General features: G+C 44.5%; 11 protein-coding genes and 1 pseudogene. 2 read left to right on the forward strand and 10 right to left on the reverse strand.

Annotated elements, in window-relative coordinates; translation table 11 throughout:
* Positions 1-63: 63 nt before the first annotated feature.
* The 7 genes from AC286M_RS33680 to AC286M_RS33710 all read right to left on the reverse strand — a co-directional run bounded on the left by AC286M_RS33680 (position 64) and on the right by AC286M_RS33710 (position 10,145).
* Positions 64-1,197 carry a glycosyltransferase family 4 protein gene (locus AC286M_RS33680; RefSeq protein ID WP_488208552.1) on the reverse strand — a complete coding sequence of 378 codons (1,134 nt, stop codon included), beginning with the start codon at positions 1,195-1,197 and terminating at the stop codon, positions 64-66.
* 4 nt (positions 1,198-1,201) lie between these two features.
* The gene (locus AC286M_RS33685; RefSeq protein ID WP_488208553.1) at positions 1,202-2,440 is read right to left on the reverse strand and encodes a glycosyltransferase; all 1,239 of its coding nucleotides are present in this window, start codon (positions 2,438-2,440) and stop codon (positions 1,202-1,204) included.
* Between the two features lie 41 nt (positions 2,441-2,481).
* On the reverse strand, positions 2,482-3,774 hold the full coding sequence (locus tag AC286M_RS33690; protein WP_488208554.1) for a polysaccharide pyruvyl transferase family protein: 1,293 nt from the start codon (positions 3,772-3,774) through the stop codon (positions 2,482-2,484).
* Positions 3,775-3,806: 32 nt separating this feature from the next.
* Positions 3,807-5,327, reverse strand: coding sequence for a lipopolysaccharide biosynthesis protein (locus AC286M_RS33695; RefSeq protein ID WP_488208555.1), 1,521 nt, complete (start codon positions 5,325-5,327; stop codon positions 3,807-3,809).
* 476 nt (positions 5,328-5,803) lie between these two features.
* The gene (hepC, locus tag AC286M_RS33700) at positions 5,804-6,685 is read right to left on the reverse strand and encodes a heterocyst development glycosyltransferase HepC (protein ID WP_488208556.1); all 882 of its coding nucleotides are present in this window, start codon (positions 6,683-6,685) and stop codon (positions 5,804-5,806) included.
* A 104-nt stretch (positions 6,686-6,789) separates the two neighbouring features.
* Complete coding sequence (locus AC286M_RS33705) at positions 6,790-8,982, reverse strand: GumC family protein (protein WP_488208557.1); 2,193 nt, start codon at positions 8,980-8,982, stop codon at positions 6,790-6,792.
* Between the two features lie 32 nt (positions 8,983-9,014).
* Positions 9,015-10,145, reverse strand: a complete 1,131-nt coding sequence (locus tag AC286M_RS33710) for a glycosyltransferase (RefSeq protein WP_488208558.1) — start codon at positions 10,143-10,145, stop codon at positions 9,015-9,017.
* 1,112 nt (positions 10,146-11,257) lie between these two features.
* Here AC286M_RS33710 and AC286M_RS33715 point away from each other — a divergent pair.
* Together AC286M_RS33715 and AC286M_RS33720 are read left to right on the forward strand one after the other, a co-directional pair.
* A pseudogene (locus AC286M_RS33715) lies at positions 11,258-12,156 on the forward strand (ISAzo13 family transposase).
* Positions 12,157-12,284: 128 nt separating this feature from the next.
* Positions 12,285-13,442: a transposase gene (locus tag AC286M_RS33720; RefSeq protein ID WP_488205777.1), complete on the forward strand. Its 1,158-nt coding sequence runs from the start codon at positions 12,285-12,287 to the stop codon at positions 13,440-13,442.
* Between the two features lie 59 nt (positions 13,443-13,501).
* Here the strand turns inward: AC286M_RS33720 and AC286M_RS33725 are convergent, their stop codons facing one another.
* The 3 genes from AC286M_RS33725 to AC286M_RS33735 all read right to left on the reverse strand — a co-directional run bounded on the left by AC286M_RS33725 (position 13,502) and on the right by AC286M_RS33735 (position 16,513).
* Complete coding sequence (locus AC286M_RS33725) at positions 13,502-14,044, reverse strand: DM13 domain-containing protein (RefSeq protein ID WP_488208559.1); 543 nt, start codon at positions 14,042-14,044, stop codon at positions 13,502-13,504.
* 232 nt (positions 14,045-14,276) lie between these two features.
* The gene (locus tag AC286M_RS33730) at positions 14,277-16,049 is read right to left on the reverse strand and encodes a superantigen-like protein SSL4 (RefSeq protein WP_488208560.1); all 1,773 of its coding nucleotides are present in this window, start codon (positions 16,047-16,049) and stop codon (positions 14,277-14,279) included.
* A complete protein-coding gene (locus AC286M_RS33735) occupies positions 16,046-16,513 on the reverse strand; it encodes a hypothetical protein (protein WP_488208561.1) in 468 nt (155 codons plus the stop codon). The genes AC286M_RS33730 and AC286M_RS33735 overlap by 4 nt, the downstream gene beginning before the upstream one ends.
* Between the last annotated feature and the right edge of the window lie 33 nt (positions 16,514-16,546).

Below are 16,546 nucleotides of genomic sequence, written 5' to 3' on the forward strand. Positions count from 1 at the left end.
ATGATATTTGGCTCATAGCTTCGCAATCAATTGCCGTCTAGTTGAACTAGTAATGTCTGTAATTCAATTCGACTGAAAGCGCAATTTTGTCTGCTTCGGACCTTGAGCGAGCTCGTGTTCAACAAAGTCCACAAACTTATTAACCTGAAGTTGTGGGTCAAATTCTTGACGTTGACTATTCTCAAAAGCTAAGCTCGAAATCTCCTCATAGTACTCTTGATTTAGTCGAAGATTTCTGACTGCTTCAATATATCCTTCAGGTTTATGCTTTGGCTGAACTAGAATTCCACCTTTTCCGAGGGTGTAGGGAATACCACCAACATGCGCAGCAACTACTGGAATACGATTGATTTGGGCTTCAAGAATCACCCTGCCAAAGGTTTCAATAAACTGAGAGGGAACCAGCAAAATATCAGTCACTCTGTAAACATCCCGCATATCAGCCTGATTATCCCAAATTTCTACGTTTGGCAGGTCATGTGCCCTTTTAAGGTACGACTCCATCTGTTCTGGTCGCATATGAGACCATCTTCCCTTCACAAATAGAAACTTTTCTTCTGGCAAGGCTTTTGCAACTTCTGTTGCAATCAAGGAACCTTTTTCAGGGACAGGGTTGATGAATGTGATATATTTTTTATCTCGATTATTCACCTTATAAATATTGACATCTACGAAAGGTAAAATGACTTCTACATGCTGATTCATAATCTGTGAAACTACAGTGGCGACAAATGGAGAATTGGCTAACAGGTGCAATTCGTTTGGTAATATAGACGTAGACTGAGTGATATTAATGTTTCTACCTATATAGAATGTTTCAAAATTTCTCTCCATTGAGTATTTCAGTAGTGGACAGTTTGGGCTCGAGTCCCCCAGTACCAGATCAGGACAAAATTCATTGAGACGATCTGTTAAAAGTCTCAGCCAATGCTGTTCTTTACTTAATTTTGTGATATGTCGCCAACAAGGATAACCTAACTCCATATCCATGGAGAATCGTTTTGGTGGTTTCAACTTTGTGAGGGATTGAAAAACAGAAGCTTTAAATCTAGGGGTTTTAATAGAAGACGCACAAATGAGTTCAATTTGCCATCCCCTATTTAGAAGCGACTCAAAGAGATACAGAGCTGATTTCTGTGCACCACCCGAGGAGTCAGGGAAAAATGGGTTTTGCGTGACGAATAGAAGTTTTCGCATAATGCTAACTTTTTGTGAGGAGAGACAGGAATATAGTTTCTAACTGGGCATTGAGCTTCTTAATATTGAAATCTGATTCTATTCGCTTTCTAGCGGCTAAAGATATACAGGAATAAAGGTGAGAATCTTGAATCAACAACTCAATTTTTTTTGCCAATGTTTCATAGTCTTGCTCAGCTACCAAAAGCCCCGAAATACCATCTTCAATTAATTCTGGAATACCACTGTGGAATGTACTAACTACTGGTATACCAATGGCCATGGCTTCCATAATGGAGACTGGTATGCCCTCTTGGTCACCATCTTGACTAATGACGCTTGGGGATAACATAATGTGTGCATTTTCTAAAGCCTGAATTACGTACGTTTTATCTTGCCAACCGATAAGGTCTACAAAATTCTCCAATTTAAGATTACGAATTAGTTGAATAAGTTGAGGCTTAAGAGGACCATCTCCAATGATTTGATAGCGTATACGAGGGTTGTACTTAATAATTTGAGCAATCGCTCGAATACTGTATTCAACTCCTTTCTTTTCAACAAGTCGACAAATAGTGATTAATCGTATTTCTTCATCAGGTCTGATTTCACGCTTTGAGAAACTAAAATCGTCAATATCGACACCCATATGATGTACAATTACTTTTCCTGGAGGACATCCTAAGTCGATCAATTTTTGTCTAAATACTTCGCTAATGGGTAAAAACAAATCTCCTTTCTCGAATAGGGTCTGATACTGATTACAATTGTTTTGCTTTAGAGCTTTAGTAAGATCAGACCCATGAAATGTTGTTACTACTTTCCCTTGGAGAACGTTGTATCTTCGAAAGTCCAAGCACTTCAGACCATTGTGTCCAAAGTGGCAATGAACTATATCAATTTTAGGTTTCCCGAGAAAGGGGATAACTGCATATAGTGCTCTGAGAGTTTTGATTTCGGATTGACGAGACAAAAAATTAAGAGACTGTATTATTTTGAGGGGATCTTTTCTGAAATTTATCAGAGCCAAATAGATTCCTTTTATAAACCGATTTAAATAGTTTTTGGGAACTGCTTCTAAGCCTGATGCTCGTCCAGACAACTGATATCTATCAACAGCTGGATGCATTTTTCCCGTCGAGTTAATCACATCCGCATATATGCTAATTTGATGACCTTGATCGATTAAACCTGTGATTTGGTTGATTATAAAGGTTTCGGAAATTCTGGGGAAGCTTTTTCCTAGAAAGAATGCAATATGCATGATTTTTATGGTTTAGCGTTGCTTGTTTCACACAATTAATATTAAGAGTTAGTTTTTTGAGTATCTGTAAAGTATTTGTTGATCATATGTTGCCTAGCTAAAACTGAGCTGTGGTATTGATTGGTCACTCCATCAAAAAGCTGCTCAAATAAACTGGTTTCAAATTTCATAAAAACCTCAATCTTATCACAAGTTTTTGATGGAGTGATATCTTCTATGTCTAAAACTAATTGAGGGAGGCCAAAACTTTTGAATAGCTCGTGTGTTTTGAACTCGTAAGCGATTGGCAGCACAGGTATACCGATACCAAGAGATAAAATGCACATGTGTAATCTAGTTGATATAACAAAATCAAACTCCTCAAGTTCTTTTATTAACTCTTCGGGGCGATGAAAATCACTATTGACTTTTACAAACTTAGTAACGTGCTCAGGAAGCAATGGCATAATTTCTTCTGACACAAAAATGGAGTCATCCCTATATTCAGAGATACCTTGACATGTAGACAGAAATGTCACCTCAGCTCCATAGCGCTCAACAAGATGTATTACACTTGCTAAAACAGAGTCTATATATTTCTTCGTGCCGACTGCCGTATCAACGTCATGAAAATAAGACCACTGCCTTACTGATATGGCGACTTTTGGTTTTTGAGATTTTATTTTTTTATGCTTAGCAGCTCTTATTTTCTCTAAATTAGCTAAAGCAAAAGCTGAATCAGCGATAACGTGACTATTGTTTTGATCTAGTCCAATATCGAAAAGGTGCTGCTGAGACTTAGAATCTCTTAGAAGAATTAAACTAGCATGCTGAAAAACTTTTAGCAGCTTTTTCTTATGATCATCAATGTAAAATGGACCTAGTGACTGGGTGAAAAAAAGCAAAGGTTTTTTTAACACTAAAACTAGTCGAAAATCAAAAATCCTTGCCCCTAGTGAATAATTCTCAACTAAGTATGTCCCTCCAGTAGAAATGATCAAATCAGCAGAAAGGTAAGAACTTATTATATCTACTTCCTCGGAAGATAGCAGGAAATTAACTGCCTGGACCCCTAATTTTTTGTATATCCAAGCACCCCCGTAAAACCGTAATTTATTTAATTTTCTAAATATTCCGCCAAGTTTCCCCTTCACTTCTGGTTTTGATAAAGAATAAATAGGCCATGGCTTAAATTGATACTCTGAGTAATATTTTTTTCCTATTTCAGGCTTGTTATCAAATATGATGAATTCTATGTCTATGTCAAATGCTTCTTTGACAAGCTTAATAAGTGAAAGAAGGATCGCTGCATCTCCAGTATTCGAAACAACGGTGTTAGTGATTGCGATTTTCATTTTTTTGATTAATATAAACTTCAAATTTAATCTTAGTTTTTGATTGAATTTGCAATTGAAAGGAATTCTTTAATACTTCTTCTGCCGTGCTCATTCCTGAGCCATAGTAAGACGTACGTGGCAAGAAAAATGGATATCTGAAGGAATAAGCTACTTGCCAAATTGAGATTTCTTGGAAACATTAGCATTGCGCACGAAAGTGAAGCAGCAGCAACAATTGCATTGAAAGCTGCGGGTATTAAGGATTTAGTTAAGTCAGAGATCCTTAGAAAGGTTCCTTTGTAGCAATAATGAAGAGTAACCAGCATGAAAATGGGTCTGGATAAGCCGTATGCTGCGGCTACTGCGACAACTCCCCATTGAACACTGACAATAAAAATAAAAATATTGAAAATTGAAGTGACGATTCCCAATCTAAATTGGGCTGCTGTTCTTCCAAGTGATCTGAAAGCCCATCCTGGTGCTATGTTAAAAGTTCCAATAAATGCAGCAGGCATCAGAAAACGAAATATCGTTACTGCGTCGAGCCATTGCTCGCCCAAGATAAGTAAAATTACATTGCGTGCTGCTACAAATAAAAAACAAACAACGGGCATACCTATCATTACAATTAGTGCAATGGCTTTGTAGTAATACCGTTTGTACTTTTCAGGATTATCTTGTAAGCGGCTCAAAGTTGGCATCGCTACACTTGTGGCAGGCTGATTAATTTGGTTGATGGGTAGCAAGACTAGTTGATATGCCTTTGCATAAAGACCTAGTTCTTGTGGTCCCCACACCCGACCAATCAATATGTTGTCTAAATTGCGTGAGAAATAGTTGACGCAGCTAAAGCCAACTACATTTCCACCAAAGTTCAGCATGGAGCCAACACCTGAGTTGAAATCGAGCCAACCAGGACGCCAAGAGCAAGCTATCCACATGTAGATGCTGTCAGTAATCACAGTGGCCATAAACATTAGCACCAAGGCCCAATACCCTAGCCCTTGCCAAGCGGCGACGATGGCAACTATCACACCAACAGCCATAGACAACATGCCCGATTTAGCAATTACGCCAAACTGCATTTGTCGCTTTAACAGCGCTGTATGCTGCACTGCTGTACTGCTAATGACAAAATTAATTGATAAGGCACACATAATGCCAGCGACACGCGGCTCATTGTAGAAATTAGCAACCAGTGGAGAAATGCCAACAATCAAAACCGCTAAACCCGTACCGACAAGGCAATTCAACCAAAATAAAGTGCTGACTTGTTTATGGTTAATCTCCTTACATTGAATGGTCGCTTCCGAAAGCCCCATATCCTTAAAAAGCTGGATAAAGCTGGTAACGGCGGTTGTCATGCCCACCAAACCATAGTCTTCCGGGGCAAGCAACCTCGCCAAAACGGCGGTCGATCCCATCTGTAGGGCAAACTTAAACCCTTGTGATGCGAGGGTCGCCGCTCCGCCCTTTACCGAGCGTTTTTTAAGATCTGCCTCCAAATGATCCGTTTTGAAAAAACGATCAGGGGCAGACGCATTAGCAGATTTTCGTAGGAATCTGAACAAATTTCTAAGCTCGTCTCTAATGTTCTAGTTCGGTCAAGCATGTGCACTTAAAAACTATCAGCGCACTTAAAACAATTAGATGTTGAAATCTAATCGGGCTCACTAATCGTGCATCGCGCAAGAAATGATAGATAGAGGTAAAGGTAAAAGTTTCAGGAGCAAAATTCAAGGTACAAGGCGCAGTCTTCATACCTTTTGTCTTGGGCCTTTAATTCACCTAAATTCCCTGTAGTTTGCAAAGTAAATTTTGCAACTTGTGCAGCGATGGTGACTGCCCCACTACGAAATGACCGCCCCTTCAAGTCATCATCAAGATGGTCAGTTCTGAAAAAGCGTTCCGGTTCTGAACTACCTGATAATTTATCTAGAAAATTGAGCACTTTCTACATCCCCAAACATTTATTGGATAAATTATGACTACGGCGGAATTTCAACAAAATCCATATTTATGCCAATTTATCGACTAGAATTGTGCTTTAGTATGTATTAAATCCTAGTAATGCTTTTGGGATAGCCAGCAGCAAGAAATACAAATCACGAGTTAGGGTCCAATCGTTCAAGTACTGTAACTCTGGCTGGCTAGATATAGAAGAATTCCGAAAAAGTGAATTGGACGTTAGTTGTTTGGATCCAGTAATACCAGGTAAAGCCTTCAATCGATATAGATATGAAGAATTGGTTTGTACAGCATCAGATAATACGAGAGCATAAGGTCCAATTAAACTCATTTGACCACAGATGACATGCACAAGTTGAGGCAGCTTATCTATCCCACATTTCTGCATCCAACGCTTTAAATCAGGAAGCTTTTGATCCAATTTGGAAATATTGAATTTGCATAACCGAAATAATTTTCCCTGATGTCCTACTGTCCATTCTTTAGTAAAAGCAGAGTCAAAAGTTGACCAGTAAATCAACAATGCTAGCACTAACAAAGCCGGGCTAAAAATAAAAGCCATAAATACTGCAAGTATCCAATCAAATATACGTTTGATAAGCCAGATTCGAGGCTTTCGCTGCTTAGGCAATCCAGGAATTGGCGGTACTCGTAAGAAAACTGATTTTCCTGTTTTTTCACAAACATCAGCCCAAGCTCGAATTGCGATCTCACCCAAAGCCGGGTCTAAGCAAACCGCATCAATCGGTGAATGCTCTAGACAGGTTTGTAGCCACTGTTCGCTCTCTAAAGCTGGTAGAGCAGAACGTTCAGCTTCCTTAACTTGCTTAACCCATAATTTGTTTGCTCGCCACTTAAGCTGACAGAACGGCAGTATATCTGCCAAAGTTGGTTCTTGCGAGTCAGCTAGTTTTAGTAATGAAAGTCTAGACGTTTGAATCATGAAACTAGTCATTGCCATCGTCAAAAGCCCTTTACGTTTCAAGGATCAAGGTGAATGGATGAAGAAAGATTGAAATAAGGGGGAACAGCTTAATCTAAAGCAAAAGGTTTGAGCGACAAAGCTTAATAAGCCGAACCTGCCTCTGCGTAACTGGAATACGTTGCTGAACGTTTGCGTACACCATTTGCGATAATCCCTAAGACATTTAGATGGCTTAGTAAGCTTCTAGCTTTGTTGAGTTCGGCTGGACTAGCCCGTTCAAGCTGCGCCACAATTAAAGTGCCACTACAGTAAGACGCTAACTGCAACGCATCTACAGTTCCGATGACGGGCGGCGTATCGACCAGAACCAAGTCATAGTCACGCTCGTAATCCTGCACTAACTGCTTCATCTGACGCGAACCAATCAGCTGTACTGGGTCAGCGGGTTCTAAACCAGCTGGTAAAACATCAATATTTTGGTTCAGCCAAGTCAGTGAGTAAGACGTTAGAACATCTACCTTACCTGTTAAAAAAGTTGATAGTCCCTGAGCATCCCAGAGTAGCCCTAACTTTTCATGGAGCGTAGGCCGCCGTAAATCCCCATCAATAACTAATACTTTCTGTCCTAGTCGAGCTGCTGTTAAAGCCAGTCCCAGTGTCAGCGTTGACTTGCCCTCTCCCGGTACTGCTGATGTAATTGCCAAAGACTTAATCTGACTTGTTGCGCTAATGAACTGAATGTTTCTGTAAATTAAATCAACTGCTTCTCGAAACGGCAGTGATTGAATGATTTGCAATGTAGGTGTAGATGCGATCGCAGATGAAGATTGGGCAGCCGGCAAATATCCAGAGGGTGCTGCAGCTTGACTAGATGAATACGTTGGTAATATCCCTAGCAGCGGCAGCGCAACCTGTTTCGATAGATCCTCTGATGTATGAACGCCTTGATCAATTGCTTCTCGTGCAAAGGCTGCTACGCCACCTAAAAACAAACCGACAACTCCACCCAGAGCTAGAGTTTTTACCGGATCAGGGCCAATTGCCTTAACCCTTTCTGGCTCTTCAACAATTTGCCAGTTATACCCTCCACGAGCTAATTCTGCTCTGAGCTGCTCTCGATCTTGCAACAACTGCTGAAGAACAGCCCGTTCGATTTCAATTTCAGGTTGGATTCGGTCATACTGGGCAATCAAATTTGGAAAACGTTGAAACTCAGCTTTCAACTCCTGCTCCCGCCGTTCCAATACTTCACGACGCTCTGCCAAGCTGTTTAAGCTAGCTTGCGTTTTCACCATTTCGAGGATCAAATTGGTATCGATACTGCTTAGCTGTCCAGTAGATAATAAGTCTTGTTCACTTGCCGTAGCCACAGCCGCAGGAGTACCAAGGACTCGACCGACTTCTTGTCTTAACAAGTCAACTTGATTACTGCGCTTGTCTAGTAAAACCTGAACACTAGGATCGAGATCAGTGAAAATTGTGCGTTGTTCAGCAATCTCTAACTCGCTTGCCTGTAAAGCATTCAGCAGATTCTGAAATCGAGAAGACTGGCTCAACTTAGATTGAATCAGTGCTAGCTCCGGCGATAATCCAACTTGATTTCTCAACAACTGATACTGAGCCCGAAGTTCTTGATACTGAGCTTCAGCTAGCACCTGTTCCTGACCGAGCTGATTCAGAATTTCAGTTACGATAAGTCCCTGCTGCTCCGGATTAATTAAATTCTCCTGTTGCCGAAACTGTTCTAGAGCCTGCTGAGAACTTCCTAAATTCTGCCTAGCGCTTTCTAGCTGCTGATTGATAAAAGCAAGACCTCTACTCAAACGCTTCTCTTGGCGATCAAGATTGTAGTTGAGGTAAACCGTTTGTAGTTCTTCTAGTACACGCCGAACTAAGATAGGATTTTCACCAACATAACTAGCTTGAAAAATCCGAGTAGCAGTGTCATCTTCTTCAAGTTGAAACATGTTGAGTGACTGCTGCACCTCTTCCAAAGTCAAATCCGGAAATTCTGGACGGAGAGCTTCTACGGTTTGATCGATTAATGTTTCACTTCGCAAGAGATTAAGTTCCGTAGCATAATCAGTCGCATTAGCATTGCTGTAGTTAACCGGGCGGCCATCTAAATCAGCCTGATTCAGTTTTTCGTCAAAATTAGGTTCAATCAGTAGCTGCATTGAGCTTTGATAAAGCGGTTCTTCTCTCAGCGCAAAGAAAACGGAGATTGCGATCGCACTACTAAATACTCCTAGAAACCACCAGCGCCGCCGCCAGATAATGCCAAAGAGTTGCCCATACCCAAATTCAGTTTCCGGTTCTAGTGCGGGATTCATGGCTGGATTCAATGTATTACTTTGCATCCGGTCTAACCCCCTACTGGTCTAGACAACAGTTCCAACTCGGACGAGGTGGAATCTCTTAACACTTCTTCAACAAGCTGATCGACCTTCCGGAAGAATACGGACTCTGTGAAATTATTTCGGGCATGTTCTCGAATTTGGTGATAGTTCCATTCGATTTCACTCTCCTTTAACAGCGCTGCATGGAGCGCATCTGGAGACTGGCGATCAAAAAATAGACCTGTCACACCTGGAACTTGGCTGTCCAACACACCACCCGCCCCATAGGCGATTACCGGAGTACCACTAAAATTCGCTTCAATCGGTACTAACCCGTAGTCCTCCAAAGCCGCTACAATGACAGCCTTTGCTTTGGCAATCAGATGCGTCCGCTCCTCATCCGTGACGTGGCCCAGGAACTGAATATTGGGGAGCGCCTTTTCCTCTAGCCGCTTTCGTTCTGGCCCATCACCTGTAATAATCAACGGCCAGCCGAGCCAGTTAAATGCTTCGACAATGATGTCTACTCGCTTATAGCTGAGTAACCGACAAGATGACAGGTAAAAATCTTCTTTCTGAGCTGTAAACTTAAACCGACTGTCATCAATGGGATAGTTAATTGTAATGGCCTTTTGCTGATAAATTCGCCGAATTCGTTCAGCTACAGTGGTTGAATTTGCCACATAAATATCCGGTTCTTGAGCCATTTCTAAATCAATCTTTTTCATCTGCTGAAAAATTGGCTCAATCAATGGAGAAAGCAACTGAAATTCTTTGTAGCCCTTTAAGTAAGTCTGCGTATCCCACAGAAAGCGGGTGACATTGTGGCAAAAGCATATATGCTTGGCATTAGGCCGCTTACAGACTGCTTTGGCAAAGGCAGACGAACTGCTCAAAATCAAATCGTAAGCCTGTAAATCGAGAGCTTGAAAGGCCGGAAAATACAGTGGCGCAAACAGGCGAAAGTACTGAGCTGCGCCAGGAATATTTTGTAAGCCAGTCGTGTAAATAATGCGATCGCGCAGATCTACCGTCCGCTTGGGATCGTAGATCGACGTAAAAATATCTGCATCCGGAAAATGGTGACAGAACATTTCAAAAACACGCTCTGCACCACCTCGCTGAGTTAGGTAGTCGTGAACTAGGGCAATTTTCACAGAATAGCTTCCTCTATAGGTTTAAGCGTGCATCATGGAGCAGACTCAGCATATAACCGGAAAATCGCTTAGCGAGACAAGTCGATCACAGGAAAACAGGTACAGACACACAAGGTAGAAGTTTTAATCCGTCGCTTGTTGTTCTATTCATCTCGGTAAATTTGCCTGAGCCGCATAAGTAGTGTCAAGGTTTGATGAAGTTCAACCTAATTTGATGAAGTAAGTGCAAATTAAACTTCAATGAAGTAAAATAAGAAGCCTCAAATTCGATATGAAAGCTAAAAGAGGAGATATCTTATACCTCCTCTCTTGAATATTTGTATTGGTGTTAAGTCTATATATAAAGCTTCTTCCACTCAGATAGAGTACAGGGCTGCTTCTTCGCCTTAGGTGAAAAAATAGTCCTGCCAACCTCACTCATCTGAAAGAACCCAATTTATTTCTTGTAGAAAACTTACTGAGCAAGTTTTCACAAAAATAGTGGTGAGCTTTTAACCGTACCTCGTTTAGATTATGGACAAACAGTTGTCAGCATTCCTATTGTCATAAAGCTCATAAACCAAATCCAGGTTGAAAAGTGGAGTTTTCCCTGCGGGAAACTCCACTTTTCAACCCTGTTCGGGTTTAGAAGATGATTCTGGTGCAAGATATGAGTTAGCTCACATTTTGCATCAAAGCCCCGAAGAGCTGATTTTGGATTAGCAAGGTGCAAATGCTTAGGATCGTGGATTAAATAAGATGTAATTTTACCGTCTGTATTTGTAAGCTAGAGCAATAGAAGATGAAGCAGAACCTGAATGCAACCCTACCCTGCGCCAATTGAAGCTCAAATGCAACGCTATTATCAATCGTTGTCTGAGAAGGATCGTCGTCGCTATGCCGCCATTGAAGCGATCAAACTCGGATATGGTGGGCAAGCCTATATCCGAGAGTTGTTCGGATGCCATCATGCAACCCTAGCGTTGGGACTGGCAGAACTGGATGATGAACCTGCTCTCAAACGGGAACGGATTCGTCAAGTGGGAGGTGGACGGAAGTCAGCATTTGAGACCATTGAAGGGCTAGATGCGTCATTTCTGCAGGTGTTGGAGCAACACACGGCGGGTTCACCCATGGATGAGACGGTGAAGTGGACTAATCTCAAGCGCCATGAGATTGTGGCCTTGCTGAAAGAGGACGGAATTGACGTGAGTGTGACGGTGGTCGATCAGTTGTTGGAGCGGCACAACTTTCGTAAACGCAAAGCGGTGAAAAGACTGGCAACTGGGGAGAGTGAACATCGCAATGAACAATTTGAGCGGATTGAGCAGTTGAAAGGCACCTATCAAGCTGCTGGCAATCCCGTCATGAGTATGGACACAAAAAAAGAGAATTAATTGGCAAGTTGTATCGAGCGGGGCAACTGTACACTCAAGAGCAGGGAGTCGAAGTGTTTGACCATGATTGGGCAACGCTCGCAGAAGGCGTCGCTATTCCCCACGGACTGTACGACTTGAGCGATAATATTGGCTACATCCAGATCGGCACGAGTCATGATACCAGTGAGTTTGCCTGCGAATCGATTCGCTACTGGTGGAACACCTATGGCAAAGCACGCTATCCCCTAGCTGGCTCGATTTTGCTGCTTTGCGATGGTGGGGGCAGTAACAGTTCTCGCTACTACATCTTTAAGCAAGACTTGCAAGCATTGGTCAACGAGTTAGGGATTGAAATTCGCATTGCTCACTATCCCCCCTATACCTCCAAGTACAATCCAATTGAACACCGCTTGTTTCCTCACGTCTCAAGCAGGTGTCAAGGGGTAATTTTTGAGAGTGTCCAGATGGTAAAAGAGCTGATGGAAAAGGCAACCACTCGCACAGGTCTCAAGGTCTTTACGACGATTCTCGATAAAACGTATCACAAGGGTCGTAAAGTTGCTGAGGACTTCAAAGCCAACATGAAGATTGTCTTCGACGAGCTTCTGCCGCAATGGAATTACACAGCAAAACCAGAATTACAGGTTATTTAATTCACAATCCTTAGTGGTGCAGAAAAGCCTTGAAAGTGTGCTGTGTCGGGATTCTCATCATAAGACAAGGAGACGGGAAGAGGTGTTCCATGAGACGCTAAAAAGTTCCCCAACTCATAGCGACTCTTATGGAAGCACCTCTTCTCTATCGTCAACTGATGTCCCAACTGCGTCAATGGGTCAAGCCCAAAGACCAACGTCATTTGCAAGGCGTGGCCGAAACGGTCGCCGCGATTCTTTTGTCTAGCAGTGCCTGTCTCGGGAAATGGCTGGCCTACCTGAGTCATCGAGGCTGCCAAGCCCGAGCCCATATGGAACGGCTCAGTTACTTGCTGCACAACGAGCACATCAGTGCAGAACGATTCTATGCTCCACTGCTGCGTCATGCGCTGCAAGCCTTTCAAGACAGTGCGCTCACGCTCACGTTGGATACGAGTCTGCTGTGGAATCGATTCTGTCTGATTGAGGTCTGTCTGGTCTGGGGTGGACGCTCGTTGACACTGGCCCAAACGGTTGTAGAACATGGCAGTGCGACCGTCAGCTTTGAGACCTACTATCCGGTATTAGTGGCCGCCAAAGCCGTTCTGCCGCCGGGGTGTTCGGTCACCTTATTAGCCGACCGGGGCTTTGAACATGGAGAGTTGCTGCGATGCTTGGAGGACTGGCAGTGGGATTGGTTCATCCGAGCCAAGAGCGATTTGACGGTCACGTTAGCGACAGGGCACTCCTGTTGTGTCCAACAGTTACTGCCTCCACCGCAACAGGCTCATCTCTTTCATCAGGTGACAGTCTTGGAGACTGTTCACTGTCATCTGGCCACTGCACAGCAATCGATAGCTGCCGACCCATGGGCCGTTCTCTCGAGTCAACCCCCGTCTCTACAGACCTTTGCTCGCTATGGACAGCGCTTTGGCGGCATTGAGCCACACTTTAAGGATTACAAATCCGGCGGATTTGATGTCCTTGACTCGGGTTTGCGAGAGGCCCAAGCGCTCACCCGTCTCGTCATGCTGCTCGACATCGCCAGTTTGATTGCTCTGATGGTGGGCTGGATGCTGGTAAAAGCTGGGCAGCGCTCGAAACTGGACTGGCATAGTCAACGGGGACTGAGTTTTCTGCAACTGGGTCTTCGAGACCTGGCTCGACGCTGCTATCAACGGGTTGCTATTCCCATTCTCAATGCACTTCCCCGGCACAGTCCACCCACCGCTTGTGCCTCGCGGGGCAAGCAGGCCGCTCTCGACTGCCGCTTCGAGTTCTCTAAAGTGGTTGTATTCTCATCTTGAGACTCAAAACAGTTCATCAAAAGTTTTCTGCACCACTAAGGGTGCAAATGTGGGCTGAGCTATAGGTTGGCTTGATCAAGCATCATGAGATCTGCATAGCCAAAGGTGACGTTGAACTCACGACACCAGATGCCAACTGAACCATACAGGCTAATATCCACATCGGCTGGTAGGGCGTAGCGCTGTGCTCCATCAAAGCTTTGCAACATTGCAACTGTTATATAATCGCCTTCCGCGATCGCAACTGGAACTGAATCACCTTTGTAGAGAATGACTTCAACCGCAGGGCCGCGAGCGGTTGTGAATGCCTCATCAAACACGATGAACCGCTGACCGTTTTCTTCTATGATTTGAGCCGTGCCAGCCGTTGGATGATCCTGTTCAACCGTGACAAAACTGCCGGAGGTGAGCGTAGATACGCTGGCCTGTGCGATATCTGGCGAGACTTCTGCAGAATTAACAGTGTTAGTGCTAACCGGATTAGTTATGGCAACGGTTGCTTGTGGGGATTCTGCGATCGCGGTTTTTAGATAGACAGTAGCTGCGGTTCCGGCAACGGCTGCGACTGCAATGAGGGCTGTCCAACGAGAAATTAGGCGCATGACTTGTGGCTCCAAATGTTGGGGGAATAACTCAGCGTTCGGGCAACGGGCGGTTTTTGTAGTCCGCTGTGTTCTAGTTATCCACCATGTATCTGAAGCTGACCTGATGGCTAGATGAGAAAAATCTCAGTTTTCTTGTAGCTCTACGAAGTCCGGTTAAAACCCGATGATTTATTTTTTGTAAAAGGTTGGCTAAGCCAACCTTTTACAAAAAATAAATCATCATAGTAACTCAGGCAGAGGCATCAAAGGTAAAGATACGGTCAATTACATCAGCACGGGTGCGCAGTTGAGCGGGGGAATGGATATGGATGCGCGATCGCAGTTCTTGATCTGTAATTGTCGATTGTGCAGCTAGGTGGGCGGGTGGAGAAGCGTAATGACGACTAGCGCTCAGGCGTGGCAGATTGCGCTTGGGCGGTAGCTGAGACGGGAAGGCTGCTTGAGGCTGGGCTGTTGATGTAGGTCTAAAAAATTTATCTGGAGAAGGCTCTGGCGCTGGGTTTGATGTGGTACTAGGTGCAACTGGTGTAGCTGAACCGTCAGGAGTCAGTATGACTGGGTGAATGGAAACAGAAGCAGGTGCGGTTTCCAAAATTTGCTGAATGGCAGTCATTCGTCGCTCTTGATCCCGCGAAATTCCGGCCAGTGTGTTACCCAAGCCGGGAGCATTCCACTGTTGGGTATCCGGATCAAGAAAGGCCCGTGTTCTAGCCCACAAAATCGCATCACTGCCGCGCAGCCCCATCGTTTGCGCTTCGGCCAAGCGAGCCAAGTAACCAGCTTCTCCCAAGGCTGCACGCGGAGCTTGATTGGCTAGATCAAGCCCATTCAGATCTTCTGCAAGGCTCAGGTCTAACTTAAGCTGCTGGGCCTGCTGCTGGAGGGTTTGATACTGTTCCTGCAAGCGCTGAAGCTGTAGTTCATCAGCGACTTCTGGAGAACTAGCTCCATGTTGATAGGAAAAGCTACCTAGATTCCATTTACCGTTACCTGGATCGTTGTGACCGTAGTAGGCCGGAGTGTGTTCTCCTGAGATAGTGCGAGTGCCTTCAGCATGGCCAATTGCTCGTGCTACTAGGGAATCTGCTTTACCTGCAAATAGCTGATCGGTGCGAGCAATCGGCTTCGTTTCCGTGCTGCTATTGGCTTTGGCATCGTTCTCAGCTTGTGAGTCTAGATCTTCTCTAGGTAACGGTTCTGGAGTTTGCTCAGATTTCTGATCGGATGCTGCTGAATCTGGTGATTGCTCCGCAGGTGATTCAGTCGTTGATTTAGCTTGAGGCGGCGATATCAAATCCGGTGGAACAGCCGCAACCGTAACCTGCTGATTCTGGCCGATTTCAAACCCAATACTGGGACGACTGCCCAAGGCTGGCAAGGACGATTTTTCTGGAGTAGAGGCTTCAGTATTAGACTCGTCATTGGACTCGTCGGACTCGGGTGCTGTGCCATCAGCGATCGCACTTGAGTCAGCATCCGTTTCGCTTGGCTGTGTTGCAGTAGTGCCATCATCTGGAGACGCATCTTGGCTGGTTGTAGCGGGCTGCTGAGCAAAGAGCCACGAGGGTTCTAGGTAAGGCGGAGTTGGGGGAACAGCGGCAAACGTTTGGGAATCTGCGCTGGCTAAGGGTGGATTACCTGCGTAGTCGGGGACAGGCAGGCGCTCAGGAGAGATTGGGAAATTTGGCTGGTAGGTCGATTCAGAGAATTGGGGAATGTCTTCGTCTGCGGTAGCTGGCGTAGATGAAGCATTATCAGTAGGGGCTTGCACGGTTCGATTGGTTAAGGTAGGTGTAGATTGACCTGGAGCTGAATTGGATGGGGAGGACTCTGCTGTCGGAACTGGAGCAAGATCAAATTCTAAGCCAATACTGGGGTAAGCCACGGCGACTGAACTGAGGGCTGAACTTAAAGCAGCACTAAGCATACTGACAGCTACTAAAGGCGTCTTCAGTAAAGATGTTGCCAGCGTGGCGTGAGTTGTTGATTGAAGCTGTTTCATGGGCTTAACATTTGCTCCAAAATATCCAGCGCGGGTTCCACAATGACCCAAGTGCCGTCGGGCTGACGCCGCAGAGCGGCAAAGTGTAAATATTGTCCTGAGCCGATTTTCTGTCCCGCTTTGAGTGAGCCAAAGCGGTGTCGTCGCAAGCCACATAGCCGAAATAAATAAGCAGGTATTTCTGGACTGGAATAGACGACACAGCCTTCTTCTGCGATCGCATCCACTTCGCCGGGAAAGGGTGCATAGGCTGATCCGCCATCTAGCGATACGGTAATGTCGCCCAGTCCAGCGACAATTTGGTGCCCAGCCACCATTTGACCGGGTTGGAGTTCCCAGTTTTGCTGCACCTGGAGCGGACGAGGTTGGGCCTGGGGATTAGCCGACTGACAGCTAGCTACTAGCAGTACACTAAACAGGCTAGCTAGCTTACTAAACAGCTTGCTATATCTAAGCTTAAGCAACCAAATAGGTAAGAGCCAGCGCAATCGTATATG

Source organism: Thainema salinarum CENA647 (assembly GCF_057732415.1).

Excerpts from the sequence above, each read along its gene's own strand:
- AC286M_RS33690 (WP_488208554.1), bottom strand. The coding sequence starts at position 3,774 with ATGAAAATCGCAATCACTAACACCGTTGTTTCGAATACTGGAGATGCA.
- AC286M_RS33680 (WP_488208552.1), bottom strand. The coding sequence starts at position 1,197 with ATGCGAAAACTTCTATTCGTCACGCAAAACCCATTTTTCCCTGACTCC.
- AC286M_RS33730 (WP_488208560.1), bottom strand. The coding sequence starts at position 16,049 with ATGAAACAGCTTCAATCAACAACTCACGCCACGCTGGCAACATCTTTA.
- AC286M_RS33705 (WP_488208557.1), bottom strand. The coding sequence starts at position 8,982 with ATGAATCCCGCACTAGAACCGGAAACTGAATTTGGGTATGGGCAACTC.
- AC286M_RS33725 (WP_488208559.1), bottom strand. The coding sequence starts at position 14,044 with ATGCGCCTAATTTCTCGTTGGACAGCCCTCATTGCAGTCGCAGCCGTT.
- AC286M_RS33685 (WP_488208553.1), bottom strand. The coding sequence starts at position 2,440 with ATGCATATTGCATTCTTTCTAGGAAAAAGCTTCCCCAGAATTTCCGAA.
- hepC (WP_488208556.1), bottom strand. The coding sequence starts at position 6,685 with ATGGCAATGACTAGTTTCATGATTCAAACGTCTAGACTTTCATTACTA.
- AC286M_RS33720 (WP_488205777.1), top strand. The coding sequence starts at position 12,285 with ATGGAAGCACCTCTTCTCTATCGTCAACTGATGTCCCAACTGCGTCAA.